General features: G+C 74.4%; 25 protein-coding genes. 16 read left to right on the forward strand and 9 right to left on the reverse strand.

Going from position 1 to position 26727, the window contains the following annotated elements:
* Positions 1-67: 67 nt before the first annotated feature.
* The 3 genes from fabG to EDF32_RS10310 all read left to right on the forward strand — a co-directional run bounded on the left by fabG (position 68) and on the right by EDF32_RS10310 (position 2186).
* The gene (fabG, locus tag EDF32_RS10300) at positions 68-793 is read left to right on the forward strand and encodes a 3-oxoacyl-ACP reductase FabG (protein ID WP_123308471.1); all 726 of its coding nucleotides are present in this window, start codon (positions 68-70) and stop codon (positions 791-793) included.
* A gap of 89 nt (positions 794-882) precedes the next feature.
* Positions 883-1650, forward strand: coding sequence for an enoyl-ACP reductase FabI (gene fabI / locus EDF32_RS10305; RefSeq protein WP_123308472.1), 768 nt, complete (start codon positions 883-885; stop codon positions 1648-1650).
* Positions 1651-1655: 5 nt separating this feature from the next.
* Positions 1656-2186, forward strand: a complete 531-nt coding sequence (locus EDF32_RS10310; RefSeq protein ID WP_233565858.1) for a histidine phosphatase family protein — start codon at positions 1656-1658, stop codon at positions 2184-2186.
* 7 nt (positions 2187-2193) lie between these two features.
* Here EDF32_RS10310 and serB read toward each other — a convergent pair whose 3' ends face one another.
* Both serB and EDF32_RS10320 read right to left on the reverse strand, forming a co-directional pair.
* On the reverse strand, positions 2194-2877 hold the full coding sequence (gene serB, locus EDF32_RS10315) for a phosphoserine phosphatase SerB (protein WP_370449963.1): 684 nt from the start codon (positions 2875-2877) through the stop codon (positions 2194-2196).
* On the reverse strand, positions 2874-4112 hold the full coding sequence (locus tag EDF32_RS10320; RefSeq protein WP_123308473.1) for a glucose-1-phosphate adenylyltransferase: 1239 nt from the start codon (positions 4110-4112) through the stop codon (positions 2874-2876). The genes serB and EDF32_RS10320 overlap by 4 nt, the downstream gene beginning before the upstream one ends.
* A 98-nt stretch (positions 4113-4210) precedes the next feature.
* Between EDF32_RS10320 and glgA the strand changes: the two genes are divergently transcribed.
* A complete protein-coding gene (glgA, locus tag EDF32_RS10325; protein WP_123308474.1) occupies positions 4211-5422 on the forward strand; it encodes a glycogen synthase in 1212 nt (403 codons plus the stop codon).
* Here glgA and EDF32_RS10330 read toward each other — a convergent pair.
* Complete coding sequence (locus tag EDF32_RS10330; protein ID WP_123308475.1) at positions 5395-6237, reverse strand: hypothetical protein; 843 nt, start codon at positions 6235-6237, stop codon at positions 5395-5397. The genes glgA and EDF32_RS10330 overlap by 28 nt on opposite strands.
* A 25-nt stretch (positions 6238-6262) precedes the next feature.
* Here EDF32_RS10330 and EDF32_RS10335 point away from each other — a divergent pair, with 25 nt between their 5' ends.
* The 9 genes from EDF32_RS10335 to EDF32_RS10375 all read left to right on the forward strand — a co-directional run bounded on the left by EDF32_RS10335 (position 6263) and on the right by EDF32_RS10375 (position 16297).
* Positions 6263-7048, forward strand: coding sequence for an ABC transporter ATP-binding protein (locus tag EDF32_RS10335; RefSeq protein ID WP_123308476.1), 786 nt, complete (start codon positions 6263-6265; stop codon positions 7046-7048).
* A gap of 119 nt (positions 7049-7167) precedes the next feature.
* Positions 7168-7647, forward strand: coding sequence for an NfeD family protein (locus EDF32_RS10340; RefSeq protein WP_123308477.1), 480 nt, complete (start codon positions 7168-7170; stop codon positions 7645-7647).
* 46 nt (positions 7648-7693) lie between these two features.
* A complete protein-coding gene (locus EDF32_RS10345) occupies positions 7694-8980 on the forward strand; it encodes an SPFH domain-containing protein (RefSeq protein ID WP_123308478.1) in 1287 nt (428 codons plus the stop codon).
* 93 nt (positions 8981-9073) lie between these two features.
* Positions 9074-10813, forward strand: a complete 1740-nt coding sequence (locus EDF32_RS10350; RefSeq protein ID WP_123308479.1) for an ABC transporter ATP-binding protein — start codon at positions 9074-9076, stop codon at positions 10811-10813.
* Positions 10810-12957, forward strand: coding sequence for an ABC transporter ATP-binding protein (locus tag EDF32_RS10355; protein WP_123308480.1), 2148 nt, complete (start codon positions 10810-10812; stop codon positions 12955-12957). The genes EDF32_RS10350 and EDF32_RS10355 overlap by 4 nt, the downstream gene beginning before the upstream one ends.
* On the forward strand, positions 12951-13418 hold the full coding sequence (locus tag EDF32_RS10360; protein WP_123308481.1) for a hypothetical protein: 468 nt from the start codon (positions 12951-12953) through the stop codon (positions 13416-13418). Before EDF32_RS10355 ends, EDF32_RS10360 begins: the two co-directional genes overlap by 7 nt.
* Before the next feature lie 21 nt (positions 13419-13439).
* A complete protein-coding gene (locus EDF32_RS10365; protein ID WP_123308482.1) occupies positions 13440-14306 on the forward strand; it encodes an RNA methyltransferase in 867 nt (288 codons plus the stop codon).
* 68 nt (positions 14307-14374) lie between these two features.
* Positions 14375-15343: a siderophore-interacting protein gene (locus tag EDF32_RS10370; RefSeq protein ID WP_123308483.1), complete on the forward strand. Its 969-nt coding sequence runs from the start codon at positions 14375-14377 to the stop codon at positions 15341-15343.
* 48 nt (positions 15344-15391) lie between these two features.
* Positions 15392-16297, forward strand: coding sequence for a hypothetical protein (locus tag EDF32_RS10375; RefSeq protein WP_148061593.1), 906 nt, complete (start codon positions 15392-15394; stop codon positions 16295-16297).
* Between the two features lie 14 nt (positions 16298-16311).
* Here the strand turns inward: EDF32_RS10375 and EDF32_RS10380 are convergent, their stop codons facing one another.
* The 5 genes from EDF32_RS10380 to EDF32_RS10400 form a co-directional block, all read right to left on the reverse strand.
* A complete protein-coding gene (locus tag EDF32_RS10380; protein WP_123308485.1) occupies positions 16312-16908 on the reverse strand; it encodes a YbaK/EbsC family protein in 597 nt (198 codons plus the stop codon).
* The gene (locus EDF32_RS10385) at positions 16905-17456 is read right to left on the reverse strand and encodes a YbhB/YbcL family Raf kinase inhibitor-like protein (RefSeq protein ID WP_123308717.1); all 552 of its coding nucleotides are present in this window, start codon (positions 17454-17456) and stop codon (positions 16905-16907) included. The genes EDF32_RS10380 and EDF32_RS10385 overlap by 4 nt, the downstream gene beginning before the upstream one ends.
* Positions 17457-17852: 396 nt before the next feature.
* Positions 17853-18053 carry a hypothetical protein gene (locus EDF32_RS10390; protein ID WP_123308486.1) on the reverse strand — a complete coding sequence of 67 codons (201 nt, stop codon included), beginning with the start codon at positions 18051-18053 and terminating at the stop codon, positions 17853-17855.
* Positions 18050-18610 carry a hypothetical protein gene (locus tag EDF32_RS10395; RefSeq protein ID WP_123308487.1) on the reverse strand — a complete coding sequence of 187 codons (561 nt, stop codon included), beginning with the start codon at positions 18608-18610 and terminating at the stop codon, positions 18050-18052. The genes EDF32_RS10390 and EDF32_RS10395 overlap by 4 nt, the downstream gene beginning before the upstream one ends.
* Before the next feature lie 193 nt (positions 18611-18803).
* Positions 18804-19340 carry a hypothetical protein gene (locus EDF32_RS10400; protein ID WP_123308488.1) on the reverse strand — a complete coding sequence of 179 codons (537 nt, stop codon included), beginning with the start codon at positions 19338-19340 and terminating at the stop codon, positions 18804-18806.
* 349 nt (positions 19341-19689) lie between these two features.
* On the opposite strand from EDF32_RS10400, the gene EDF32_RS10405 reads away from it, so the two are divergent.
* From EDF32_RS10405 to EDF32_RS10415, 3 genes are read left to right on the forward strand one after another with little or no spacing between them, the layout of a single operon-like run.
* Positions 19690-20580 carry a hypothetical protein gene (locus tag EDF32_RS10405; protein WP_123308489.1) on the forward strand — a complete coding sequence of 297 codons (891 nt, stop codon included), beginning with the start codon at positions 19690-19692 and terminating at the stop codon, positions 20578-20580.
* Positions 20577-22244 (forward strand): DNA polymerase Y family protein, encoded by a 1668-nt coding sequence (locus EDF32_RS10410; RefSeq protein WP_123308490.1) that lies wholly within the window; start codon positions 20577-20579, stop codon positions 22242-22244. The genes EDF32_RS10405 and EDF32_RS10410 overlap by 4 nt, the downstream gene beginning before the upstream one ends.
* Positions 22237-25737: an error-prone DNA polymerase gene (locus EDF32_RS10415; RefSeq protein ID WP_123308491.1), complete on the forward strand. Its 3501-nt coding sequence runs from the start codon at positions 22237-22239 to the stop codon at positions 25735-25737. The genes EDF32_RS10410 and EDF32_RS10415 overlap by 8 nt, the downstream gene beginning before the upstream one ends.
* Before the next feature lie 319 nt (positions 25738-26056).
* Here EDF32_RS10415 and EDF32_RS10425 read toward each other — a convergent pair whose 3' ends face one another.
* Positions 26057-26689 (reverse strand): PAS and ANTAR domain-containing protein, encoded by a 633-nt coding sequence (locus tag EDF32_RS10425; protein ID WP_123308492.1) that lies wholly within the window; start codon positions 26687-26689, stop codon positions 26057-26059.
* Positions 26690-26727: the final 38 nt, after the last annotated feature.

Genomic DNA, 26727 nt, shown 5'->3' on the forward strand with positions numbered 1-26727 from the left:
TGCGGGCGACCGGGCCGTGGGCCGGCCCGGCCGGCGCACACGCAGCACGACACCAGGGAGTACCGACGTGACCGAGACCACCGGAACCGGTGCGCGCACCGTCGTCGTGACGGGCGCGGCCCGCGGCATCGGCCGAGCCATCGCCGAGCGGTTCGTGGCCGACGGCGACCGTGTCGCCACGATCTACCGGGGCGGAGACCTGCCCGACGGCGTCCTGGGCGCCGTCGCGGACGTGACGGACACGGCGGCCGTCGACGCGGCCTTCACGCAGATCGAGGCGGAGCTCGGGACGGTCGACGTCCTCGTCGCGAACGCGGGCATCACCCGTGACCAGCTGCTCATGCGGATGACCGACGAGGAGTTCGAGTCGGTCGTCGACGTCAACCTCACCGGGACGTTCCGCTGCGTGCGGCGGGCGTCGAAGGGCATGATCCGGGCGCGCCGCGGCCGCATCGTCCTGATCTCGTCGGTCGTCGGTCTGTTCGGCGGGGCGGGTCAGGTCAACTACTCGGCGTCGAAGGCGGCGCTGGTCGGCATCGCCCGATCGGTGACGCGCGAGCTCGGCGCCCGCGGGATCACGGCGAACGTCGTGGCGCCGGGGTTCATCGAGACGGCGATGACCGCCGAGCTGCCCGAGGAGCGCCAGAAGCAGTACAAGGCGTCGATCCCCGCGAACCGCTTCGCCAGCCCCGAGGAGGTCGCCGGCGTGGTGAGCTTCCTCGCCTCCGACGCCGCCGCCTACATCAGCGGCGCGGTGATCCCCGTCGACGGCGGGCTCGGCATGGGGCACTGACCCCGGTCGTCGACCGCTCCGCCGCCGTTCCGCACGCCCGGTCCGGCGGCCCAGTACGCTCAGCACGCATCTCGAACGGAAGGACAGTCATGGGTCTGCTCGACGGCAAGAAGCTCCTCGTCACGGGGGTGCTCACCGACGCCTCGATCGCGTTCCACGTCGCCCGGCTCGCGCAGCAGGAGGGCGCCGAGGTCGTGCTCACCTCGTTCGGCCGGCAGTTCCGCCTCACGCAGGCGATCGCCCGCCGGCTCCCGCAGCCCGCACCGGTGGTCCAGCTCGACGTGACGGACGACGACGACCTCGCCGGTCTCGCGGACGCGGTGCGCGAGCACGTCGACCACCTCGACGGCGTGGTGCACTCGATCGGGTTCGCCCCGCAGTCCGTGATGGGCGGCAACTTCCTCGCGGGGGAGTGGGCCGACGTCGCGACGGCGCTCGAGGTCTCCGCGTTCTCGCTCAAGTCGCTCGCCGTGGCCGCGAAGCCGCTGATGACCGGTGGTGGCGCGATCGTCGGCCTGACGTTCGACGCGAGCTTCGCATGGCCCGTCTACGACTGGATGGGCGTCGCGAAGGCGGCGTTCGAGTCGACGAGCCGCTACCTCGCCCGCGACCTGGGCCCGGACAACATCCGGTGCAACCTCGTCTCGGCCGGACCGGTCCGCACCACCGCGGCCAAGTCGATCCCGGGCTTCGCGTCCATGGAGGAGGGCTGGCCGCAGCGGGCCCCCCTCGGGTGGGACCAGACCGACCCGGAGCCCGCGGCGCGCGCCGTCGCGGCGCTGCTGTCCGACTGGTTCCCGGCGACCACCGGGGAGATCGTGCACGTCGACGGCGGCGTGCACGCCATGGGGCTCTGACGTCGGTGACCGGACCCGGGGGCGGCCTGCACCGACTCGTCCTGCTGCGCCACGCGAAGGCGGAGCCGGGCGGCGCGACGGACGACGTGCTGCGCCCACTCGCGCTCGTCGGCCGCAAGCACGCCGGCAACGTCGGCACGGCGCTGGTCGCCGACGGGCTGGTCCCGGACCTGGTGCTGTGCTCACCGGCGGTGCGCACGCGCCAGACGTGGGAGCTCGCGTCGTCGCGCCTCGGGGACGTCGACCCGGAGGTGCGGACGGTGGACGCGCTCTACCCTGCCGGGGTCGCCGAGCTCATGCAGGTGGTGCACGGCCTGGACGCGCGGGCGCGCACCGTCCTGGTCGTCGGCCACGAGCCGACGATGGCGGCGACCGCCGAGCACCTCGCCGGAACGGGCTCGGACACGTCGGCGGTCGCGCAGGTGCGCGTGGGCGTGCCGACGGCCACCTACAGCGTGCTGGAGTCCGACGCGTCGTGGCAGGCCTGGGAGCCGCGCGGCGCGCGGCTCGTGCGGGTGCACCGCCCGCCCCGCTGACCGCCGGCTACAGGAGCGCGCGGGCGGCCCGGTCGACGCGGTCGACGACGTCCAGGACCGCGTCCAGGCGCGGGCCCGGGACGGAGTACGGGGCCCGGGCGACGACGAGCGGCTTGGCCGCGAAGGCGATGCCGACGCCCGCGGCGCCGATCATGTCCAGGTCGTTCGCGCCGTCGCCGACCGCGACGGTGCGCTCGAGGGGGACCTGCTCGGCCGCGGCGAACTCCCGCAGCGCCACCTCCTTGGCGGCCCGGTCGACGACCGGACCGGTGGTCCGGCCGGTGAGGACGCCGTCGGCCACCTCCAGCCGGTTCGCCCGGAACCGGGTGATGCCCAGCGGCGCCGCGAGGCCCGCGACGACCTCCGCGAACCCGCCCGAGACGAGGGCGACGACCCAGCCGCGACGGTGCGCCTCCGCGACGAGCTCCCGCGCGCCGGGCGTGTAGCGGGCACGCGCCCGGACGTCGTCGAGCGCCGAGACGGGGACCCCGGCGAGCGTCGCGACGCGCTCGCGCAGCGAGCCCGCGAAGTCGAGCTCCCCGCGCATGGCGCGCTCGGTGACGGCGGCGACCTCCGCGCGGGTGCCCGCGTGCTCGGCGATCAGCTCGATGACCTCGTCCTGGATCAGGGTCGAGTCGACGTCCATCACCAGCAGCCGTCGGGCCGCCGGGCCCGGGACGGGAGCGCTCACTCGACCACGGTCCCCTTCGGCACGACCGTCAGGCCGGACGCGGTGACCGTGAAGCCGCGCTCGCGGTCCTGGTCGGGGTCGAGGCCGACGCGGGCGCGCTCGGCGACGTAGACGTTCTTGTCGAGGATGGCGCGGTGCACCTGCGCGTGACGGTCGACGACGACGTCGTCCATGAGCACGCTGTCGGAGACCGACGACCACGAGTGCAGGCGCACGCCGGGGGAGAGGATCGAGCCGACCGCGGTCGCCCCGGAGATGATGACGCCCGGCGAGACGAGCGAGTCGGCCGCGTGCCCGAGGCGCCCGGAACCGGCGTGCACGAACTTCGCGGGCGGCTGGCTCGTGTACCCGGTGAACAGGGGCCACTCGTCGTTGTAGAGGTTGAAGACCGGCTCGATGCTGATGAGGTCCTGGTTGGCCTCGTAGTAGGAGTCGATCGTGCCCACGTCGCGCCAGTAGTCGCGGTCGCGGTCCGTCGAGCCCGGGACGTCGTTGTCCTTGAAGTCGTAGACCCGCGCCGTGCCCCGGGCCACGAACGCGGGCGCGATGTCGCCGCCCATGTCGTGGCGCGAGCCCGAGCTGGCGGCGTCGGCCGTGACGGCCTCGATGAGCGCGTCCGCGTCGATGACGTAGTTGCCCATCGACGCGAGGATCTCGCCGGGGGAGTCGGGCAGGCCCGTCGGGTCCGTCGGCTTCTCGAGGAACTCGCGGATCCGCGTCGGGTCCTGCGGGTCGGTGTCGATGACGCCGAACTGGTCGGCCATCGCGATGGGCTGACGGATCCCCGCGACGGTGAACTCCGCGCCGGAGGCGATGTGGGCGTCGACCATCTGGGAGAAGTCCATGCGGTACACGTGGTCGGCACCCACGACGACGACGATGTCCGGGCGTTCGTCCTCGATGACGTTCAGGCACTGGTAGATCGCGTCGGCGCTGCCGAGGTACCAGTGCTTGCCGACGCGCTGCTGCGCCGGGACCGGGGCGACGTAGTTGCCGAGCAGCGGGGACATCCGCCAGGTCTTGGTGATGTGCCGGTCGAGGCTGTGGGACTTGTACTGCGTCAGGACGACGATCTGCAGGTAGTGCGAGTTGACGAGGTTCGACAGGGCGAAGTCGACCAGGCGGTACAGGCCGCCGAACGGCACCGCGGGCTTGGCGCGGGCTGCGGTGAGCGGCATCAGGCGCTTGCCCTCGCCTCCTGCCAGGACGATCGCGAGGACCTTGGGGGCTGCCATGGGCCGAGGGTATGCCGAGGCGACCATGGCACGCATCCGCCGGGCAGCATCCGGGACGCCGGGCGCGACCGGCCCGCGGGGGCGCTAGCGTGTGGCCGGTGAGAGTCGACCTGCTCAGCCGCGAGTTCCCGCCCCACGTCTACGGAGGCGCCGGCGTGCACGTCGCCGAGCTCTCCGCCGTCCTGCGCTCGCGCGTCGACGTGCGCGTGCGATGCTTCGACGGCCCGCGCGACGCGCCGGGCGTGGACGGGTACGCGGTGCCCGCCGAGCTCGCGGGCGCCGACCCGGTGCTCGGGACGTTCGGCGTGGACCTGCAGATGGCGGCGGCCGTCGCCGGGGCGGACCTCGTCCACTCCCACACCTGGTACGCGAACCTCGGCGGCCATCTCGCGGGGCTGCTGCACGGGATCCCGCACGTGGTCTCCGCACACTCCCTCGAGCCGTTGCGGCCGTGGAAGGCGGAGCAGCTCGGCGGCGGGTACCGGCTGTCCGGCTGGGCGGAGCGGACCGCGTACGAGGGAGCGGACGGGATCATCGCCGTCTCGGGCGGGATGCGCGCGGACATCCTGCGCAGCTACCCCGCCGTCGACCCCGACCGGGTGCACGTCGTGCACAACGGGATCGACCTCGAGGGCTGGGTGCGCCCGAGCGGCGAGGACGAGCGGGCGCGGGCAGACACCGTGGTCCGCGGGCTCGGCATCGACCCCGAGCGGCCGGCGGTCGTGTTCGTCGGCCGCATCACCCGCCAGAAGGGGCTGCCGTACCTGCTGCGCGCCGCGCGCGAGCTGCCGCCCGAGGTTCAGCTCGTGCTCTGCGCGGGCGCGCCCGACACCCCCGAGATCGCCCGCGAGGTGTCCGACGCCGTCGCGCGCCTCGCGACCGAGCGCACCGGGGTCGTGTGGATCGAGCAGATGCTCCCGCGCCCGGACCTCGTCGCCGTGCTGGCCGCGTCGACCGTGTTCGTCTGCCCGTCGGTCTACGAGCCCCTGGGCATCGTCAACCTCGAGGCGATGGCGGTCGGGCTGCCGGTGGTCGGCACCGCGACCGGCGGCATCCCCGAGGTCGTCGACGACGGGGTGACCGGCGTCCTCGTGCCGATCGACCAGGTCACCGACGGCACCGGCACACCGGTCGACCCGGACGCGTTCGTCGCCGACCTCGCCCGCGCGCTGCGCGACGTCGTCGGCGACCCGGTTCGCGCCCGGGAGATGGGCGTGGCCGCCCGGCGGCGCGTCGAGGACCACTTCTCGTGGGACTCGATCGCGGACCGGACCGTGGCCGTCTACGAGTCGGTGCTCGCGGGGCGCTGAACGGCGGCGAGCGTCGCGGTCGAGACGGCGCGCCGCGCCGTGCGGTCGACGTCCCGCAGCGCCGCCGTGCGCTGGTCCGCCTGCCAGAGGTTGACCGCGCCCCCGTCGTCGTCGGTGGCGAGGGCGACGATCGCGCGCAGGCGCAGGGCCTCCTCGAGCACGCGGGCGCGCCGGGCGTCGAGCCGCGACGGCAGGCCACGTCCGGAGGGCCGCGCGCGCAGCGCGGCGATCTGCTCGGCGGCGTCCTCGCGCCACCGGGCGACGTCGAGGCGGTCGAGCGCGTCGACGGCCGTGGTCAGGGCCGTGCGCAGGTCGCGCTCCGCGTCCGCGGGCGAGCCGAGGGTGCCGTGCACCGCCGTCGTCCACGGGGGGACGGGCGTCACCCGCCAGGTGACGAGGTGGCCGGGCTCCCACGCGGAGCCGAAGGCCTCGACCTCTGGGACCAGGGCCCAGGCGTCCTGCCCCCGGCCCACGAGCACGGCCTCGCGCGCGTCGGTCGCCTCGACGCCGACGACGGCGGGGGCGCCGGCCGGGTCGCCCGGCACCGGAAGGACCGCGCACACCTCGACGGCGGGCACCCCGGGCATCCCGGGCATCCCGGGCATCCCGGGCACTGCCAGGCCCGCGAGGTCTTCCAGCAGAGCCTCCACGGACCCGGACCACGCGGCCGGCGGGTCCCCGGTGAGGGCGTGCGGCTCGTCGTCGCGCTGCACGGCGCGCGCCCCCTCGCCGGGCGTGCTGCGGCCGCCGACGACGTCGGCGGCCCAGAGCGCGAGCAGGACGCTCCGGGGGAGCCGGTCGTCGTTCCGATCCATGCGCGCCAACCTATAAGGTCGAGCCATGAGCTGGGTTCTGGACCTGCAGGGCGTGCGCGTGCGCCGCGAGACCACGATGATCCTCGACGGCGTCGACTGGCAGGTCGCCGAGGGCGAGCGGTGGGTGATCCTCGGGCCCAACGGAGCCGGCAAGACGACGCTCCTGCAGCTCGCGTCCACGCGCATGCACCCGACCGCCGGGTCGGTGGAGATCCTCGGCGAGCGGCTCGGCGGCGTCGACGTGTTCGAGCTGCGGCCCCGCATCGGCCTGGCCAGCGCGGCGCTCGCGGACCTCATCCCCCGGGGCGAGACGGTGCGCGACGTCGTGCTGACCGCCGCCTACGGCGTCACCGGGCGCTGGACCGAGGCCTACGAGGAGTTCGACGAGGACCGCGCCCGCGACCTGCTCGCCGCCTTCGGCGTCGACACGCTCGCGGACCGCCGGTTCGGCACGCTCTCGGAGGGCGAGCGCAAGCGGGTCCAGATCGCCCGGTCCCTGATGACCGACCCCGAGCTGCTGCTGCTGGACGAGCCGGCCGCGGGGCTCGACCTGGGTGGGCGCGAGGAGCTCGTCGCGGCGCTCGCGGAGCTCGCGGGCGACCCCGCCTCGCCCGTGCTGGTGCTCGTCACGCACCACCCGGAGGAGATCCCGCCCGGGTTCACGCACCTGATGCTCATGCGCGACGGCGGTGTCCTGCAGGCCGGCCCGGTCGAGGAGGTCATGACCTCGCAGAACCTCACGGAGGCGTTCGGCGTGCCGCTCGAGGTCTCGCACGACGCGGGGCGCTGGACGGCGCGCGCGGCGCGCTGAGCGGCCGGTGCCCGCCGCGAGGCGGGCGGAGCGGACGGTAGGAATCGCCGTCCGACTTCGGTAGTGTGACCGACATGTGACGGGCCGCACACGCGGCCCGGCAGGGGAAGGGACGCACGATGGCGTGGCTGTGGTGGATCGGCGGTGCGGCGCTGCTCGGTCTGCTCGAGATCGTCTCGCTGGACCTCGTGCTGATCATGTTCGCCGGTGGAGCGCTCGCGGGCGCGCTGGTCGCCGCGCTGGGCGGCCCGGTCTGGCTCCAGGTCCTGGTCGCGCTCGTCGTCGCGGCGCTCCTGCTCTTCACGCTGCGGCCGTGGCTCCTGCGCCACCTGCGCTCGCGCGTGCCGCTGACGGAGACGAACGTCGCGGCCCAGGTCGGGCGCCCCGCCCTCGTGGTGGAGCGGGTCACCGGGCACGGCGGGCTCGTCAAGCTCTCCGGCGAGGTGTGGTCGGCCCGGACGGAGGACGACGCGCCCGAGCTCGCCGTGGGCGAGGAGGTGCGCGTCGTGCGCATCGCGGGTGCCACCGCCGTCGTGCGCGGCACCCGGGTCGAGGGCCCCGGGGCGGGCACGACGCCCGGCTCCTCGGCCGCCGCGTGACCGGCCACCGCACCACCACCGCACCACCGACCGGAGGAACAGCTGTATGAGCGACATCGGACCCGGGACCTTCGTGCTGTACGCGGTCCTCCTGGTCGTGGTCATCTTCGTGCTCGTCGCACTGGCGAAGGCCGTGCAGATCGTGCCGCAGGCGACCGCCGTGATCGTCGAGCGCCTGGGGCGCTACTCGCGCACCCTGGACGCGGGCCTGCACCTGCTGGTGCCGTTCATCGACCGGCAGCGGGCCGGCGTCGACCTGCGCGAGCAGGTCGTCTCCTTCCCGCCGCAGCCGGTGATCACCTCCGACAACCTCGTCGTGAGCATCGACACGGTCATCTACTTCCAGGTCACGGACCCGAAGTCGGCGGTCTACGAGATCGCCAACTACATCACCGCGATCGAGCAGCTCACCGTGACCACGCTGCGCAACGTCATCGGGTCGATGGACCTCGAGCAGACGCTGACGAGCCGCGACCAGATCAACGGCCAGCTCCGCGGCGTGCTCGACGAGGCCACCGGCCGCTGGGGGATCCGCGTCAACCGCGTCGAGCTCAAGTCGATCGACCCGCCGCAGAGCGTGCAGGGCGCGATGGAGCAGCAGATGCGCGCCGAGCGCGACCGTCGCGCGACGATCCTCACCGCCGAGGGCGTCAAGCAGTCGCAGATCCTCACCGCCGAGGGCGAGAAGCAGTCCCAGATCCTGCGGGCCGAGGGGCAGGCGCAGGCGGCGATCCTCAACGCCGAGGGCGAGGCGCGAGCCATCCTCCAGGTGTTCGACGCCATCCACGAGGGCGACGCGGACCCGAAGCTGCTCGCCTACCAGTACCTGCAGATGCTCCCGCAGATCGCGGACAGCCAGTCGTCGAAGATGTGGTTCGTGCCCACGGAGTTCACCGCGGCGCTCGAGAGCATCACCAAGGGCTTCGGCGGCGGCGCCGGACCTGCCGCGCCGTCGGCCGGACCGTCCGGGGACGACGCCGGCCCGGCCGGCGAGGACGAGCCGGGCCGGTCGGGCCGCCGCGAGCGGTCTCCGCTCGGCACGTCGCTGACGGACCCCGCCGAGGCTCTCGCGGAGGCGCGCCGCCAGGCGCAGGCCGCCACGGCGGACGCCACGAGCGCGGGGACCTACTCCGGGCGCCCGTTCGACCCGTCGAGCGAGTCCGGGCAGCGCCCGGGCGGTGCGCCGACGCGGGGCGGCTCGTCCCGGCGCGGGGCGGCGCCCCGCGCGCTGGGCGGCGGGGACGACGCCGCCACGGACGACGCTCCTCCCGCGCCCCCGGTGCCTCCCGTCCCGCCGGCGGACGACGACGCTCCGGGCACGACCCGGGACTGATCCGCGCGACGGACGCGCCGCCCTCGATCGGGCGGCGCGTCGTCGGTGGCCGCGACTAGTGTGGTGCGGGCCGGCCGAGACCACGGAGAACCGATGCTCATCAGACTCCTCAAGGAGTACCTGCGGCCCTACACCGCCGCTATCACCGCCGTGCTCGTGCTGCAGCTCGCGCAGACGCTCGCGACCCTCTACCTGCCGAGCCTGAACGCCGACATCATCGACAAGGGCGTCTCGACGGGCGACACCGACTACATCATGCACACCGGCATGGTCATGCTCCTGATCAGCCTCGGGCAGGTCGTGTGCGCCGTCGCCGCGGTCTTCTTCGGCGCCCGCGCCGCGATGTCCATGGGGCGCGACGTGCGCCGCGGGTTCTTCCGCCAGGTGCAGTCGTTCTCGGCCCAGGAGGTCAACCGCTTCGGCGCACCGTCGCTGATCACACGCTCGACCAACGACGTCCAGCAGGTCCAGATGGTCGTCCTCATGTCGTTCACGATCATGATCATGGCGCCGATCATGCTGGTGGGCGGCATCATCCTGGCCCTGCAGGAGGACGCCACGCTGTCCCTGCTGCTCGTCGTGGTGGTCCCGGTGCTGGCCGTGACCGTCGGCCTGATCGTCTCCCGGATGGTGCCGTACTTCCGCGTGATGCAGAAGCGGATCGACCGCATCAACCAGGTGATGCGCGAGCAGATCACGGGCATCCGGGTCATCCGGGCGTTCGTGCGCGAGCGCCACGAGGAGGCGCGGTTCGAGGTCGCCAACGAGTCGCTGTTCGACACCTCGCTGCGCGCCGGCAAGCTCATGGCCCTGATGTTCCCGACGGTGATGCTGGTGATGAACCTCTCCAGCGTCGCCGTGATGTGGTTCGGCGGCCACCAGATCGACCAGGGCGAGCTGGAGATCGGCGAGCTCACGGCGTTCCTCAGCTACATCATGTACATCCTGATGTCCGTGATGATGTCGACGATGATGTTCGTCATGGTCCCCCGCGCGGCGGTCGCCGCCGAGCGGATCACGGAGGTCCTCGACACCGCCTCGAGCGTCGTGGAGCCGACGGCGCCGACGCCGCTGCCGGCGCGGCCGACGGGCCGCCTCGAGCTGGTCGGCGCGGGGTTCGCCTACCCGGGCGCCGAGGAGGCGGTCCTGCACCACGTGGACCTCGTCGCGGAGCCGGGGCGGACGACCGCCATCATCGGCTCGACCGGCTCGGGCAAGACGACCCTGCTCAACCTCGTGCCGCGGTTGTTCGACGCCACCGAGGGCTCGGTGCGGATCGACGGCATCGACGTGCGCGAGCTGTCGGGACAGGACCTCGGGTCGCTCATCGGCCTCGTGCCGCAGAAGGCCTTCCTGTTCTCGGGGACGGTCGCCGACAACCTGCGCTACGGGCGTCCCGACGCGACGGAGGAGCAGATGTGGCAGGCCCTCGAGGTCGCCCAGGCGCGCGACTTCGTGGAGCGTCTCGAGGCGGGGCTCGAGGCGCCCGTCTCCCAGGGGGGCGCCAACTTCTCCGGCGGGCAGCGCCAGCGGCTCGCGATCGCCCGTGCGGTGATCCGCGACCCTCGCGTGTACCTCTTCGACGACTCGTTCTCGGCGCTCGACTACGCGACCGACGCGGCGCTGCGCGCCGCGCTCGCGCCACGGACGCGGGACTCGGTGGTCGTCGTCGTCGCCCAGCGCGTCGCGACGATCCGCAGCGCGGACGTGATCGTCGTGCTCGAGCACGGCCGCATCGTCGGGCAGGGCACGCACGACGAGCTGCTGGAGACCAACGAGACCTACCAGGAGATCGTCTACTCCCAGCTCTCGGCCGAGGAGGCGACGGCATGAGCGGCACGAACCAGGCTCCGGCGGGACGCACGGCACCGCCCGCGGCCGCGAGCGCGCCGACCGGCGCGGCGGCGCCGGCCCGGCCCCCGCAGGGCCGCGGCCCCATGGGGAACATGGGCATGCCGGGCGAGAAGGCCATGGACTTCGGCGGGTCGCTGAAGAAGTTCGCCGTCCGGCTGCGCCCGCACCGGCTGCTCGTGGTGCTGATCGCCTTCCTCGGGATCGCGTCCGTCGCCGCCGCCGTCGCCGGGCCCAAGATCCTCGGCGACGCGACGAACGTCATCTTCGACGGCGTCATCGGCGCGCGCCTGCCCGCGGGGATCTCCCAGGAGCAGGCGGTCGACGGGCTGCGGTCGCAGGGTCAGGACCAGGTCGCCGACCTCGTCGCCGGGACGGACGTCGTGCCCGGCCAGGGCATCGACTTCACGCGGCTCGGCCAGATCCTGCTCGTCGTCGTGCTCGTGTACGTCGGCTCGTTCGTCTTCGGCTGGATGCAGGGCCGGCTGACCGCCGTCGTCGTGCAGCGGACCGCACGGACCCTGCGGGCGGACGCGGAGGCGAAGCTCAACCGGCTCCCGCTGTCGTACTTCGACCGCAACCAGCGCGGCGACATCCTCTCGCGCGTGACGAACGACATCGACAACGTCTCCCAGACCATGCAGCAGACGCTCTCGCAGCTGGTGACCGCCGTCCTGACGGTCGTCGGTGTGCTCGGCATGATGTTCTGGATCTCGCCGCTGCTCGCGGTGATCGCGCTGGTCACGGTGCCGCTGAGCGTGATCGTGACGGCCGCCATCGCGAAGCGGTCCAAGCCCCAGTTCGTGCAGCAGTGGGCCGCGACGGGACGCCTCAACGCCCACGTCGAGGAGATGTACACGGGCCACACGCTCGTCAAGGTCTACGGCCACCAGCACACCGCGCTCGAGGACTTCGACCGGGAGAACGAGGCGCTGTACGGGGCGAGCTTCAAGGCCCAGGCGATCTCGGGCGCCATCCAGCCCGCCATGGGCTTCATCGCGAACCTCAACTACGTGATCGTCGCGGTCGTGGGCGGGCTCAAGGTCGCGTCGGGATCGCTGACGCTCGGGGACGTGCAGGCGTTCATCCAGTACTCGCGCCAGTTCACGCAGCCGATCACCCAGATCGCGTCGATGATGAACCTCCTGCAGTCCGGGGTGGCGTCGGCCGAGCGGGTGTTCGACCTGCTGGAGGCCGACGAGCAGGACGCGGACCCGGCCGGCGGGACCTCGGTGCGCCCCGTGCGGGGCCGGGTCGCGTTCGAGGACGTGTCGTTCTCCTACGACCCGGGCGCGCCGCTCATCGAGCACCTCGACCTCGTCGTGGAGCCGGGCCAGACGGTCGCGATCGTCGGCCCGACGGGTGCCGGCAAGACGACGCTCGTGAATCTCGTGATGCGGTTCTACGAGGTCGACGACGGCCGCATCACGCTGGACGGCGTCGACACCCGGCAGATGACCCGCCACGAGCTGCGCGAGGACATCGGCATGGTGCTGCAGGACACCTGGCTCTTCGGCGGGACGATCGAGGAGAACCTGCGCTACGGCGTCCGGGAGGGCGAGACGGTCGACGAGGAGACGTTCCTCGCGGCGACCACCGCCACGCACGTGGACGCGTTCGTCCGGACGCTGCCCGACGGGTACGCGACGCACATCGACGACGAGGGCGGCAGCGTCAGCGCCGGCGAGAAGCAGCTGCTGACCATCGCGCGGGCCTTCCTCGCCGACCCGGCGATCCTCATCCTCGACGAGGCCACCAGCTCGGTGGACACCCGCACCGAGGTGCTGGTGCAGCAGGCGATGAACGCGCTGCGCTCCGGGCGCACCGCGTTCGTCATCGCCCACCGGCTCTCCACGATCCGGGACGCCGACGTGATCCTCGTGATGGAGCACGGCTCGATCGTGGAGCAGGGCTCGCACGACGCGCTCCTGGAGGCCGGCGGCGCCTACGCGCGGCTGTACCAGAGCCAGTTCGCGGCGCCGGTCAGCGACGGAGAGGGAGGCGAGCCCGAGCACCCGGGCGCCGAGGTGCTCGCCGACGGCGCTCCGGCGTCCGGCGAGGGGCCCCCGTCGCTCCGCGACCAGCTGGCGGCCGGCGACGACCTGGCGACCGACGACGAATGGTGACGGCGCCGCGGCGCGTCGCCCCGCCCCGGGCGACCCGCGCCGTCGCGCTGCGCCTCGCAGGGGTCGGCGTGATCGTCGCCGGGGCGCTGTGGTGGCACGCCGCGACGCACGAGGACGTCCCGCTCCCGCCCGAAGGCGCGTCCCCCGAGGAGGTGGTGGGGGCGTACGTCGCCGCGATCAACGGTCGGGACCGCGAGACCCTGCGGGCGCTCTCGACGCCCGCCACCGCCGAGCAGAGCGAGGTCTGGGTCGGCACGCGCATCGACGACCTGACGTTCCTGCCGCGCGACGACGCCGCGAGCCCCGGCCCGGAGGAGACGAGCGCGGACGTCCCGGTGACGTTCGTGATCCGCCACGGCGACGCCTCGATGACCGAGGGGGAGACGACGGGGTGGACCTACCTCCTCGTCCGGGACGCGGCCACGGGGCGGTGGCTCGTGCAGGACCAGGGCCAGGGCTGACGGGTGCGGGAGAATCGCCGGGTGAGCACCTCCGATCCCGCCGGCGTCCCTGGCGTCGTCCGCGTCACCGACCCCGCCGACGAGCGCCTCGGCGACTACACGAACCTCACCGACGTCCGCCTGCGCTCGAAGCACGAGCCCGAGAAGGGCCTGTACATCGCGGAGAGCTCGACCGTCATCCGGCGGGCGATCGCGGCGGGCCACCGGCCACGCTCGTTCCTCATGGCGGAGAAGTGGCTCCCCGAGCTCGCCCCGCTGATCGCCGGCCTGCCGCCCGGGGACGACGGCGCGCCCGTCCCCGTCCACCTCGCCGAGCCCGCGGTGCTGGAGCAGGTCACCGGGTTCAACGTGCACCGCGGAGCGCTCGCGGCCATGCACCGCCCGGCGCTCCCGGCCGTGCACGACCTGCTCGCCGCGGCGCGCGGCGGTGCGGGTGCCCGCCGGGTCGCGGTGCTCGAGGACCTCGTCGACCACACCAACGTGGGGGCGGTCTTCCGCTCGGCCGCGGCGCTGGGCGTCGACGCGGTGCTCGTCTCGCCACGCTGCGCCGACCCGCTCTACCGCCGCTCGGTGCGGGTCTCGATGGGCACCGTGTTCCAGGTGCCGTGGACGCGCCTCGAGGCGTGGCCCGGCGGGCTGGACGCGCTGCGCGCGGAGGGGTTCACGGTCGCGGCCCTCGCGCTGTCCGACGACGCCCTCTCGCTCGACGAGCTCGAGTCCGACCCGCCCGAGCGGCTCGCCCTGGTGCTCGGCACCGAGGGCGACGGGTTGTCCGCGACCGCCGTGGCTGCGTCGGACACCGTGGTGAAGATCCCGATGGCGGGGGACGTGGACTCGCTCAACGTGGCCGCGGCGAGCGCGGTGGCGTTCTGGGCCACGCGCGTCTGACGCCCGGCATCCCCGTGCCCGTGGACGGTGGTTTCCGGCTGGGCCGTTGTGAGGTTAGCCTTGCCACCATGACGGAGCTCTCGACCGCGACCACCACCCAGCCGTGGCGCATGTTCGACGTCCGGGTCGCGCGGGTCACGCGCCTGTGCTCCTCGTTCGTCCGCGTGACGTTCACGGGGGAGGACCTCGACGAGTTCGCCGACAACGGCCGCGACCAGCGCATCAAGTTCGTCCTCCCCGCGCCCGACGGCGGGTACGTGCACCTCGACCGCAGCCCCGAGTGGTACGCCGCGTGGCGGGCGCAGCCGGAGGAGCGCCGCAACCCGCTGCGCACCTACACGGTCCGCGCCGTGCGGCACGAGAGCCGCGAGGTGGACGTCGACGTCGTCCTGCACGGTGACGGCGGGCCCGCGTCGCGCTGGGCCACCTCCGCCGGCCCCGGGACGCCCCTGGTGATCCTCGGGCCCAACGCCCGCCACGACGGCCGCCACGGGGGGCTCGAGTTCACGCCGCCCGCGTGCAGCCACGCGCTCCTGCTGGCCGGCGACGAGACCGCCGTGCCGGCCATCGCCGCGATCTGCGAGTCGCTGCCCGACGACGCCGTCGGCGACGTGCTGCTCGAGGTCCCGACCGCCGGGGACACCTGGACCCTCGACACCCCCGCCGGCGTCCGCGTGACGTGGCTGCCCCGCGACGGCGCCCCGCACGGCGACGCCCTGGTGCCGGCCGTCAGCGCCGCCGCCGAGCGGCTGCTCGCGATGGGCGTGCGGCGCTCGGAGAGCGAGCTCTCCGCCGCGTCGTCGGGCGCGCTGCCCGCGGCGCTGGAGGACGTCGACGTCGACCAGGCGCTGCTGTGGGAGGTCCCGCTCGACGAGGCGGGGATCCCGCTCGTCCAGGACACCGTGCTCTACGCGTGGCTCGCGGGCGAGGCCGGCGTCATCAAGACGCTGCGCCGCTACCTCGTGGGCGAGCTCGGCGTGGACCGCCGCGCCGTGGCGTTCATGGGCTACTGGCGCCAGGGCCGCTCCGAGCTCTGAGCGAGCGCCCCGAGCGACCTCCCAGGTCCGCGAACTATCGTCGGGCACATGCCTGCCCGCACGATCGACACCACACCCCTGTCCGCGCGCCCGAGCAGGGCCGCTGTGGCACAGCTCGAGACGGACGCCCGCGCGGGGGACTACGGCCTCGCGACCCGGGACGCCGCGCGCGCCGACCGCCGTGCGGGCGGCTGCTTCGCGGCCCTCGTGGGCGGAGGCATCGCGTTCTGCCTCATCCTGTCGGTCCCGCTCTCGCGTGACCTGGCGAACCTGCCGATCGTGCTCGGCCTGCTGGCCGCCGACGTGGTGCTGTGGGTCGTCCTCGTCGTGGTCGGGCGGGCCGTGATGCGACGCCGGTGGCGCGAGCGGGCGCGGGTCGTGGCCCTCGCCCAGGCCAACGGCCTGGTGGTCGAGCCCGTCGCCGCGCCCGGCGAGCCGCCCGCGACCTGGTTCGCCCTCGGGCGCAGCGGGACGACGACGGACCGCGTCACCTGGGTGCAGGGCACCGGCAGCGGGCAGGCGCCCGTCGAGGTCGCGACCTACGGGCGCACCCAGGTCGGCCCGCGCGAGCAGAGCTGTCGCTACCTCGTCGTGCGCCTGGCGTCGGCCGGCCAGGACGGACCGCTGCTGCCGCGCGTGGCGCTGCTGGCGGCCGGGCGCACGCACGCCTACCGCGGGACGATCGAGCCGCCCGTGATCGGCACCCGCAGCGGCGTCGAGGTCCACGGCGACCCGCGCGACGCCGCCCAGCTGGCCGACGGGTCGCCGGCGGGCGAGCTCGTCGACGCGGTCGCGCCCCACCTCGTCGCCGCGCCGGCGCTCGCGGCGGAGCTCGTCGGTGGCGACCTCGTGGTGTACGCCTTCGGCACCGACCACGCCCTCGACCCGGCGCTGTGGGAGCGGTTCGCCCGGATCGCCGACGTCGCCACGGGGGCGGCCGTCGCGGGACGCTGAGCCCGCCGCCCGGCTCAGGCCGGTGGCACCGGGGTGGCGAGCCCGTCGACGACCTCGGCCCCCGGGAGGGCGCCCAGCAGGTCGCCTGGCAGCAGCAGCTTCGAGCGCCGCACCCCGCTGCCGATCAGGGCGAGCGTGCCCGGCTCGGCGACCCGCGCGTCGAGCAGCACCCGCCACGCGGACGGCAGGCCGATCGGGGTGATCCCGCCGTACTCCATCCCGGACTCCACCACGGCACGCTCCTGCGCGAGGAACGAGGCCTTGCGCGCGTCGAGCAGGTGCCGCACGCGCGTGTTGACGTCGGCGCGGGTCGTGGCCCGCACGACGGCGGCCGCGACGCGCTCCTCGCCGGCCCGGCGCCCCGCCACGAGCACGCAGTTGGCCGACGCCTCCGGCGCGAGGCCGTGCACGGCGTTGAGGGTCGCGGTGTCCGCGTGGTCGGGGTCGATCTCGGTGACCGCGACCTGGCCGGCGACCCGGGCGTCGTCGGCCGCCCAGCGCCGCAGCGCGTCGAGGACGGGGACGGCGAGGAGGTCCGGGCGCTCCAGCGCCGGGACCCAGTCGAGGCTGCCGAGCGAGGGGAGGACGGAGGCGGGGTGCGCGTCGCTCACGCCTCGGCCTCCGCGGGGACCGCGTAGGTGCCGGTCAGGGTCGCCCGGCCGATCGTGTGGAACAGGGCGTTGAACGCCACCGCCGTGGGGGAGGCGTCGGCATCGAGGCCGAGCCACGCCACGTCCAGGGCGTGCACGGCGAAGACGTACCGGTGGGCGCGGTCGCCCGGCGGGGGCGCCATCCCGGTGTACCCGGTGCCCCCGCCGTCGTTGCGGACCTGGAGGGCGCCGGCTGGTAGCTCGGCGCCGTCGGGCGCGCCCGCGCCGGTGGGCAGCGCCGTCGTCGTCGCGGGGAGGTCCAGGACGGTCCAGTGCCAGAAGCCGGCGGGCGTCGGCGCGTCGGGGTCGAAGCAGCTGACGACGAAGGAGCGCGTGCCGTCGGGGAAGCCGGACCAGCCGAGGGCGGGGGAGACGTCGTCGCCCGCGGCGGCGAAGGTGTTCGCGATCTCCTCGCCGTCGGTGACGTCCGTGCTGGTGAGGGTGAACGAGGGGACCGGCGGGAGCTGGTCGTAGGGGTCGGGGGCGATGGGGCGGTCGTCGAGATCCATGCTGCCCATGGTGCCGAGCCCGCGCGGTGCACGCCAGGCGGTGCTCGATGAGAACGCCGTCGTACACGTCACCGGCCTCAGGTCATCCGGGCCACGAGGCGCTCGGCCACGCCGAGAGCCTCCGGAACCGATGGCTTCGATCGCCGCGGTCGGCTGGGAGAGCCTCCGCGTCCGGCTGACCGACGCCCCGCCGCTCGACCTAGTAGCCAGTTCCTCCGAGACGGCGAAGCAGTCAGGGACGGTGCGCACGGACGACGCGTCCAAAGGACCAAAATCCCACGTACTGGTACCTGGCCAGACTGGAGCGACGTCGCCGGTGCTGCAACTCCGAGGGTGTGGACATTCGGGTGGACCGGCGCACCATGACGCAGATTGCCGCGACGGCCGGAGTGGGCGTCAGGCGCTGACGCTGGGCGTACGGGAGGCGTCCACGACGTACTTCACGCCATTGAACTCGACCGGCACCCGCTGACCTGCGATCCCCCTGGACGCCAGGAGCACGCGCGCGTCACGGGTCGTGATCCCGAGCTTTCGGTCGGCCTTGACACGGGTCTGGGCGGCGTAGACCTGGGAGGGGGTGATCTTGTAGACCTTCATGACTCCTCCGTTCGCTCAGCTGTTTTGCTTTTTCCAGTATCGGTCTCGCCGGTGTCCGTGTCGAGATGACCGGGCAGGTCCGGCAGCGAGTCGTTGTCGTCGACGACGAAAGCCTTGAGCAGCTCGGCCTCGCCCTTATCAGCCAGAGGGCTGTCGATCAGCATGCGCATCGCGGCCTCGCCGACCTCCTTGACGTTCGCCTCGCTGCTCAGTGACTTGTCTACGGCCCACTGGGCTCGACGCCACCACTCGCTGCGCCGGTCTGCTTCGTCCCGCTGTCGCAGCGTGCGCCACGCAATCCACGCTGCCAGCGAGGCAGCGGTGAGCGTCGCGATCGGGGCCAGGTCGTTGATGACCGGTGCCAGCTCGGTCCAATTCATGTCGATCGGTGGGTCAACCAATACGACGAACGCCCCCCCGAGGAGTGCCCCCGCCACGACTCGGGCACCAGTCCAGGACCGCACGGTCGTCGCACCCGTGCGAAAGCGTTGCCAGGCGGACAACTCAACGTCGTCCGGGGGCACGTCCTCCGCTTCGACCGCGGGGGTCTGCGTCATGCGCCACATCCTTGTAGGCGGGACCACCATCGCGTGCTGATCGAGCAGCCCCTCACCGACTCCAGCGGCACGACCGTGCAAGTCACTCGCGAGACTAGCGCGGAGGGGCGAACTACGCGGAGGCGTACAGCGCGCTGCACAACGCCCTGCCCGATGGCTGGCGCGTCATCTGGGCCGCGCACATCCGGAGAGTTCACTGTCTGAATCCCGGAACGAGGGTCGACGAAGGATCCGGGGTGCCGTCGGTGGCGGTGAAGATTGCGGCGATGCGCGCATCCTGCTCGTCGGTCAGGTCCAATGCCTCGAACTCAGAATGCGCGATGGCCCACGTTGATTGGACCGACCGCCTTGCGCCAGCGGTCTCATCCCCGTCGGCCGCCGCCGCCAGTAATTCCGACCACGCCTCGAGATGATCGACGTAGGCGGCCCGCGCTCCGCTAACAGAGGTGTCCGGGGCCTCGAGCGACCCAGTCTCATGGGCAGCCACTGTGAAGTCGCTGGACATCTCACCTGAGCGCTGGAGGAACTGCTCGTCGGTGAGGTCGGCGACGTCCTCTAGTTCGGAGTTTAACCGCGCCTCGGTGCTCTCCACGGTCGAGATGAGGTCATCGGCCTCGTGACGGGCCTCGCTAGCACCGTGCACGGTCCACGCCCAGACGCCCGCGGCAACCATCCCCACGGCGATCAGCGCGAACCAGCGTGTCGTCGGGGGGGCGGTCGCCGTCCTCATCCGGTCAGATTAGCCCGCAACTCGGCGCTCAATTGCCCGGGGGATGAACTTCACCCCTGATGTTCGGCGTCGGGCTCGGCCGCGATCCGGGTCGCACGCTTCGCGCCTCTGCTCGCGCTGGTTCCGGGCTCGAACAGTGACGCCGTCGGTCAGCAGTGCGACCTGCACGACTCGGGCCAGCATCGCCACAGACAGCGCCTGCCCGGGCGTCCATTGGCGCGCCCGGCGACGGCGCCCGGCCCGGTTGACAGGGGCGGACCGGACGCGTGTACTAGAGGTTCGAACAGGTGTTCGAACATGACGAGCTGGACCGGTCGCACCGGCACGCACGATCGCTGGGAGGCACGCGATGACCGTGGTCGACATGCCCGTGGTGCAGCGCACGCCGGAGGCCGGCGGGCGCGCCCCGGACAGGGCCGCACTGGCCCGCGCCGCACTGCATGCCGTCGAGCGACGCACCGGGGTGCGGGCGGTTCCTGGCCCCGCGCTGCCGAGGCCAGCGGTGCCTCCGGAGCCGGCCCTCCCGCTGATGCTGCGGCAGGACGCCGGTACCCGGCGCGCCGTCGAGATCCGCCCGAGCGAGGCCGCCCCGGTCTCCGAGCGCTTCTGGCCCGTCCACCCCGAGCTCGTGCCCCTCCTGCCGCAGGGGGCCCTGCAGCGGGGGACCACCGTCGTCGTCCAGGGGTCCACGACGCTGCTGCTCTCCCTCGTGGCGCAGGCCTCTACGGCGGGGGCGTGGACGACGCTGCTCGGGCACGAGCGGGTCGGGATGGTCGCGGCGTCCGACGCCGGGGTGGTGCTCGAGCGCACCGCGCTCGTGCCCGCCCCGGGCCCCGACGCGGCGGCGGCCGCCGCCGCGCTGATCGACGGGATGGACGTCGTCGTCCTCGGGCCGCAGGCCGCCCTCGCCGACGCCGACCGGCGGCGCCTGAGCGCACGCGCCCGGGAGCGGGGGAGTCTGCTGGTCTCCGTCGCGCCGTGGCCCGGGGCGCACGTGGTGCTCACCGCGGGCGCCGGGCGCTGGACCGGTCTCGACCACGGGGCCGGATGGCTGCGCAGCCGGACGCTGCCCGTCGAGCGGGTCGGGCGCGGGGAGGCCGCCCGCCCCGCACGGTTCGAGGTGCGGCTGCCGCTGGGCCCCCTCGCGCCGGGCCGGGCACCCGGCAGCCTGCCCGAGGGCGGTGCCCACGAGGGCGGTGCCCAGGACGGGCGCGCCCCCGGCCTGCGGCTGGTCGGATGAGCGACGCGACCCGCACCGCCGTCCTGTGGGTGCCCGACTGGCCGGTGGTCGCCGCGATGACGGTCGCGGGCGTCCCCGCCCACACGCCCGCCGCCGTGCTCGGCGGGACGGGCGGCCGCGTCCTCGTCGCCTCCGCGACCGCCCGAGCGCAGGGCGTGCGACGGGGGATGCTCCGGCGACGGGCCCAGGAGCTCAGCCCCGACCTCGAGGTGCTCGCCGCCGACGACCTGCGCGACGCGCGCGAGTTCGAGCCGGTCGTCGCCGCCGCAGAGACGGTGGTCGCGGGGCTCGAGATCGCCCGCCCCGGACTCGTCCTGCTGCCCTCGGGCGGCGCGAGCCGCTACCACGGCTCGGAGGGCGCCCTCGCCGAGGCGCTCGTCTCGCGGGTCGCGGACCGCACCGGCTACGAGTCCCAGGTCGGCGTCGCCGACGGGATCCTCGCGGCGGTCCTCGCCGCCCGCGGCGACCGGGTCGTCGCCCCCGGCGGGTCGGCGGCCTACCTCGCGCCCCGGCCGGTCGTCGACCTCGTGCACGCCGCCGCGGGCGGGGACGTCGAGGTCCGCGCCGTGCAGGACCTGGCGGACCTCCTGGGCCGCCTCGGGGTCCGCAGCCTGGGCGCGCTCGTCGCGCTGCCCGCCACGAGCGTGCGCTCCCGCTTCGGCGACCTCGGCGTCTGGGCCCGTCGCCTCGCCGCCGGAGCCGACCTGCGCCCCCCGGCCCGCCGGCGGATCGAGCCCGACGTCGCCGTCGCGGCCGAGCTCGACCCGCCGGCGGAACGGGTCGACGTCGCGGCGTTCGCCGCCCGCCGCCTGGCGCAGGACCTGCACGAGCGGCTCGTGCGGCGCTCGCTCTCTGCGGGGCGCCTGCGGATCGCCGCCCGCACCGAGGCGGGCGCGGACCTCGAGCGCGTGTGGCGGTGCGGCGACGACGCGATGGGCGGCCTCGACGCGACCCGCATCACCGAACGGGTGCGCTGGCAGCTCGAGGGGTGGCTCACCGCCTCCGCGGTCCGCGCCGGGCGCACGACTGGGCGTGGACCCGGCGCCGGCGCGGGGACGGACGAGCACGCCCACGAGCCCGCACCCGACGAGGACGGCGGGGTCGGGCGGCTCGTGCACCTCGCGATCACGGCCGAGGAGGTCGTCCTCGCCGGCACGCACCAGCCCCGGCTGTGGGGTGCCTCCAGCGGGGAGGGCGAGCGGGCGCGTCGCGCGCTGGGCCGGGTCCAGGGCCTGCTCGGCGGCGACGCGGTGCTCGCCGTGCAGATCCAGGGCGGCCGGGACGCCCGCGACCGCGTGCATCTCGTGCCGTTCGGCGAGCACGCGCCGCCGGAGCGGGACCCCGCCCTGCCGTGGCCGGGCGGCCTCCCCAGCCCGGCGCCCGCGACCGTGCTGCCCGTGCCGGAGAGCACGACGGTCCTGGACGGCGCGGGCCGGCCCGTCGTCGTCGACGCCCGCCTGGCGATGAGCGGGCCGCCGGACCGGGTGCGGTGGACGGGGCTGCGCGCGGTGCGGGGCTGGGCCGGGCCGTGGCCCGTCGCCGAACGGTGGTGGACGCCCTCCCCGCGCCGGCGCGTGTACCTGCAGGTCGTGCTCGACGACGGGTCCGGGCTGCTGCTCGCCGGGACCCAGGGGGAGTGGGTCGTGGAGGCGCTCTATGACTGAGCGCGCCCGGTACGCCGAGCTGCACGCGCACTCGGCCTTCAGCTTCCTCGACGGCGCGTCCCACCCCGAGGAGCTCGCGGCGGAGGCCGCCCGGCTCGGCCTGTCGGCGCTCGCGGTGACGGACCACGACGGGCTCTACGGGGTGGTGCGGTTCGCCGAGGCCGCCCGCGCCGTCGGGCTGCCCACGGTGTTCGGCGCCGAGCTGCACCTGCCCGCGCCGGCGGCCCCCGGGCGGCCCGGGCCCCCGGTGCTCGACCCGCCCACCGGCGTCCCGGACCCCCGGTCCACGCACCTGCTGGTCCTCGCCCGCGGCCCCCAGGGGTACCGCAACCTCGCGTCGGCCATCGGGACGGCGCACCTGGCGACGGGCACCAAGGGCGCCGCGGACTACCGGCTCGAGACCCTCGGGGAGCAGGCCGACGGCCAGTGGCTCGTGCTCACCGGCTGCCGCAAGGGGGCGGTGCGCCAGGCGCTCGTCGGCGGCCCGGTCGTCCCCGGCGGTGGCCCGGCGCCGCGCCTCGACCTCGACGCCGCCCGGCGCGAGGTCGACCGGCTCGTCGACGCGTTCGGCAGCGACAACGTCGCGGTGGAGATCACCGACGGCGGCGACCCGCGCGACGCCGACCTCTGCGACGCCCTGGCGGAGCTTGCCCGCGAGGCGGGGCTGGCGCTGGTCGCGACCGGCAACGTGCACTACGCCCGCCCGCGGGACGCCGACCTCGCGGGTGCGCTCGCGGCGGTGCGCGCCCGGTCCTCGCTCGACGCCATGGACGGGTGGCTGCCGGGGGCCCCGACGGCGCACCTGCGCTCGGCCGAGGAGATGCTCGCGCGGCACCGCCGCCACCCGCAGGCCGTGGCGACGGCAGCCGCGCTGGCGGACGAGTGCGCGTTCGACCTCGCGCTCGTCGCGCCGGACCTGCCGCCGTACCCCGTGCCGGCCGGCCACGACGAGGCGTCATGGCTGCGCGAGCTCACCTCCCGGGGCGCCACCGAGCGGTACGGACCCCGGCCGGACGGGAGCGGTCCGGGAACGACCGCTCCCGGAACGGGGGGCCGCCGGGACGCGTGGGCGCAGATCGACCACGAGCTGAAGGTCATCACCGACCTGCACTTCCCGGGCTACTTCCTCATCGTCTACGACCTCGTCGAGTTCTGCCGCGTGCGCGGGATCCTCGCCCAGGGCCGCGGCTCGGCCGCGAACTCCGCGGTCTGCTACGCCCTCGGGATCACCGCCGTTGACGCCGTGCGCCACGGCCTCCTGTTCGAGCGGTTCCTCGCGCCCGAGCGGGACGGCCCGCCGGACATCGACGTCGACATCGAGTCCGCGCGCCGCGAGGAGGTCATCCAGCACGTCTACGAGCGGTTCGGTCGCACGCACGCCGCACAGGTCGCGAACGTCATCTCCTACCGCCCGCGCTCCGCGGTCCGCGACGCCGCGCGGGCGCTGGGCCACGACGTCGGCCAGCAGGACGCCTGGGCCGGGTCGATCGAGCGCTGGGGCTCGCTGCGGGGACCGGACCCGACGAGCCCGGCCGCCGACCGCGCGGCGAAGCAGACCGCGATCCGCTCGAGGACGGCGGTCAAGGACGAGGAGGTGGCGGCGCTGTGGGGGCCACCGGTGCCCACGGCGGACGGCCACGACGTCGTCCCCGCCCACGCCCCGCCGTCGGCCGCCGAGGACGGCGAGATCCCCGAGCCGGTCCTCGACCTCGCCGAGCGGTTCCTGCGCCTGCCCCGGCACCTGGGCATCCACTCCGGCGGCATGGTGATGTGCGACCGCCCGGTGATCGAGGTGTGCCCGGTCGAGTGGGCGCGCATGGAGGGCCGCACGGTCCTGCAGTGGGACAAGGAGGACTGCGCCGACGCGGGCCTCGTGAAGTTCGACCTGCTGGGCCTCGGCATGCTCACCGCGATCCGCCTCGCGTTCGAGGCGGCCGCGGAGCACGAGGGCGTGGAGCTTACGCTGCACGGCCTGCCCGACGACGACCCCGCGGTCTACGACCTGCTGTGCGCGGCGGACACGGTGGGGGTGTTCCAGGTCGAGTCGCGCGCCCAGATGTCGACCCTGCCGCGTCTGCGGCCGCGCTGCTTCTACGACATCGTCATCGAGGTCGCGCTCATCCGCCCCGGCCCGATCCAGGGCGGCTCCGTCCACCCGTACATCGACCGGCACGCCGGGCGCGAGCCGGTCACCTACCTGCACCCGCTGCTCGAGCGCTCGCTCGCCAAGACCCTGGGCGTGCCGCTGTTCCAGGAGCAGCTCATGCAGATGGCGATCGACGTCGCCGACTTCACGCCGTCCGAGGCCGACCGGCTGCGCCGTGCGATGGGGTCCAAGCGGTCGGTCGAGCGCATGGACGCCCTGCACGCCCGGCTCATGGCGGGCATGGCGGACAACGGGATCCCGCCCGAGGTGGGCGAGCAGATCTTCGACAAGCTCAAGGCGTTCGCCGACTTCGGGTTCCCGGAGTCCCACGCGTACTCGTTCGCCTACCTCGTCTACGCGAGCTCGTGGCTCAAGGTCCACCACCCGGCCGCGTTCTACGCCGGCCTGCTCGCGGCGCAGCCCATGGGCTTCTACTCGCCGCAGTCGCTCGTCGCCGACGCGCGCCGGCACGGGCTCACGGTGCTGCGCCCGGACGTGAACGCGTCCGCGGTGCTCGCCGCCGTCGAGCGGCTCCCGGGCTCCGTGGACCCGCCGCGGGGCTCGCGGGAGCCGGCGGCGCCCGACGGCGTACCCCACCCGGACCGCGGCCTCGCCGTGCGCCTCGGGCTGGCGAGCGTGCGCGGGGTGGGGGAGCCGGTCGCCGAGCGCGTCCTGGCGGCGCGGCGGCGCGACGCGGAGGGCGCCCCGCTGCCGGCCGGGGCGCCGGACCGCCCGTTCGCAGACCTGCGCGACCTCGTCCGCCGCGTCGACCTGAGCACCGCCCAGCTCGAGGCGCTCGCGACCGGCGGCGTGCTCGCGCCGCTCGGCGTGGACCGGCGCGAGGCACTGTGGGCCGCGGGGGCGCTCGCCCAGGAGGGGCCGGACACCCTGGCGGGGGTGAGCGTCGGGGTCGAGGCCCCGACGCTGCCGGGGATGTCCGAGGTCGAGGAGGCGGTCGCGGACGTGTGGGCGACCGGGGTGTCCACCGAGTCCTACCCCACGCAGTTCGTGCGCGAGGGGCTGGCGGCCGCCGGGGTGGTCACGGTGGCGCAGGCCTTCGCCCACGAGCCGGGCCGGCGCGTCGCGGTGGGCGGCGTGGTCACGCACCGCCAGCGACCCGGGACGGCCGGGGGAGTGACGTTCCTGTCGCTGGAGGACGAGACCGGCATCCTCAACGTCGTCTGCTCGCCGGGCCTGTGGCAGCGGTTCCGGGGCGTCGCCCGCCGGTCGGCCGCGATGGTGGTCCGGGGCCGGCTCGAGCGGGCCGACGGCGCGACGAACCTCGTCGCGGAGCACCTCGCCCCGCTCTCGCTGCAGGTGGCGACGACGTCGCGCAACTTCCGCTGACCGGCGGGCGCCCGCGCCGCTTGCGAGCACGCGGGCGTCTGCGACGGTGGAGGTGGTCCAGCAGCAGGCCGTTTCCCCACGCCGGCTCCGACCCGGCGGCCCAGCCCGCGGCTGGGAGCTTCGACCTCATCTCGCTCCAGTACCACTCGCTCAAGGCCGGGCCCGACTACGGCCAGTACGTGCGCGACGCCCGCAACGCCGGCAAGGAGGACATCGCCGGCTTCTTCGAGAAGGTCATGGCGGAGGACTCCGAGCGTGCGAAGCAGTGCCACACCTTCCTCACCGACCTGTCCTGACGGCGTTCCGGCCGCTCTCCGCCTCAGCCGCCCGCGGCGGCAGCCCCGAGGAAGTCGCTCGCGTGCAGGCGTCCGGCCGCTGCGGCCTCCACGACGTCCGCCGCTAGCTCGCGCAGGCGGACGTTGCGGTTGTTGGACACGGTCCGGAGCAGCCCGAAGGCGGCCTCGGGGTCGACGCCGCAGACCGCCGCCAGGACGCCCTTGGCCTGCTCGATGGTGCTGCGGCCGGCGGCAGCGGCCGCGATCTGCCGCGTCGCGCGGTCGTCGCTCAGCTCGGTGACCGTCGTCGTGATGTCGACGAAAAAACCCGACAGCGCCACCAGCTCGCCGGCGTCGTCCAGCTCGCCGTGGCCCACGATGGCGAGGGTCCGCTCTCGTCCGCGCGCGTCCATGATGCGGTGGATGCTCGTGAACGGGGCTCCGGTCCTGCCGCCGGCGTCGAGGATGCGACGGACGCGCTCGCGGTCCTCCGGGTGCTTGTGCGCGAGGACGAGCTCGGTGGTGGGGACGACCTCGCCCGGTGCGAAGCCGTGGATGAGGTAGGACTCGTCGGACCACCACCACGAACCGGTGCGCAGGTCCAGGCGGTACTGCCCGGTGAGCTGGTGCGTCCCGAGCGCGAGGGCGCTCTCGACGGCGATGGGATCGATCGACACGACCCTGCTTCCCGTGCTGTGCTGGTGAGGTCCGAGCC

This window comes from Cellulomonas sp. PhB143, from assembly GCF_003752595.1.
Lineage (GTDB): Bacteria > Actinomycetota > Actinomycetes > Actinomycetales > Cellulomonadaceae > Paraoerskovia.

Excerpts from the sequence above, each read along its gene's own strand:
- fabI (WP_123308472.1), top strand. The coding sequence starts at position 883 with ATGGGTCTGCTCGACGGCAAGAAGCTCCTCGTCACGGGGGTGCTCACC.
- EDF32_RS10320 (WP_123308473.1), bottom strand. The coding sequence starts at position 4,112 with ATGGCAGCCCCCAAGGTCCTCGCGATCGTCCTGGCAGGAGGCGAGGGC.
- EDF32_RS10330 (WP_123308475.1), bottom strand. The coding sequence starts at position 6,237 with ATGGATCGGAACGACGACCGGCTCCCCCGGAGCGTCCTGCTCGCGCTC.
- EDF32_RS10335 (WP_123308476.1), top strand. The coding sequence starts at position 6,263 with ATGAGCTGGGTTCTGGACCTGCAGGGCGTGCGCGTGCGCCGCGAGACC.
- EDF32_RS10340 (WP_123308477.1), top strand. The coding sequence starts at position 7,168 with ATGGCGTGGCTGTGGTGGATCGGCGGTGCGGCGCTGCTCGGTCTGCTC.
- EDF32_RS10345 (WP_123308478.1), top strand. The coding sequence starts at position 7,694 with ATGAGCGACATCGGACCCGGGACCTTCGTGCTGTACGCGGTCCTCCTG.
- EDF32_RS10350 (WP_123308479.1), top strand. The coding sequence starts at position 9,074 with ATGCTCATCAGACTCCTCAAGGAGTACCTGCGGCCCTACACCGCCGCT.
- EDF32_RS10355 (WP_123308480.1), top strand. The coding sequence starts at position 10,810 with ATGAGCGGCACGAACCAGGCTCCGGCGGGACGCACGGCACCGCCCGCG.
- EDF32_RS10360 (WP_123308481.1), top strand. The coding sequence starts at position 12,951 with ATGGTGACGGCGCCGCGGCGCGTCGCCCCGCCCCGGGCGACCCGCGCC.
- EDF32_RS10370 (WP_123308483.1), top strand. The coding sequence starts at position 14,375 with ATGACGGAGCTCTCGACCGCGACCACCACCCAGCCGTGGCGCATGTTC.
- EDF32_RS10375 (WP_148061593.1), top strand. The coding sequence starts at position 15,392 with ATGCCTGCCCGCACGATCGACACCACACCCCTGTCCGCGCGCCCGAGC.
- EDF32_RS10385 (WP_123308717.1), bottom strand. The coding sequence starts at position 17,456 with ATGGATCTCGACGACCGCCCCATCGCCCCCGACCCCTACGACCAGCTC.
- EDF32_RS10390 (WP_123308486.1), bottom strand. The coding sequence starts at position 18,053 with ATGAAGGTCTACAAGATCACCCCCTCCCAGGTCTACGCCGCCCAGACC.
- EDF32_RS10395 (WP_123308487.1), bottom strand. The coding sequence starts at position 18,610 with ATGACGCAGACCCCCGCGGTCGAAGCGGAGGACGTGCCCCCGGACGAC.
- EDF32_RS10400 (WP_123308488.1), bottom strand. The coding sequence starts at position 19,340 with ATGAGGACGGCGACCGCCCCCCCGACGACACGCTGGTTCGCGCTGATC.
- EDF32_RS10405 (WP_123308489.1), top strand. The coding sequence starts at position 19,690 with ATGACCGTGGTCGACATGCCCGTGGTGCAGCGCACGCCGGAGGCCGGC.
- EDF32_RS10410 (WP_123308490.1), top strand. The coding sequence starts at position 20,577 with ATGAGCGACGCGACCCGCACCGCCGTCCTGTGGGTGCCCGACTGGCCG.
- EDF32_RS10415 (WP_123308491.1), top strand. The coding sequence starts at position 22,237 with ATGACTGAGCGCGCCCGGTACGCCGAGCTGCACGCGCACTCGGCCTTC.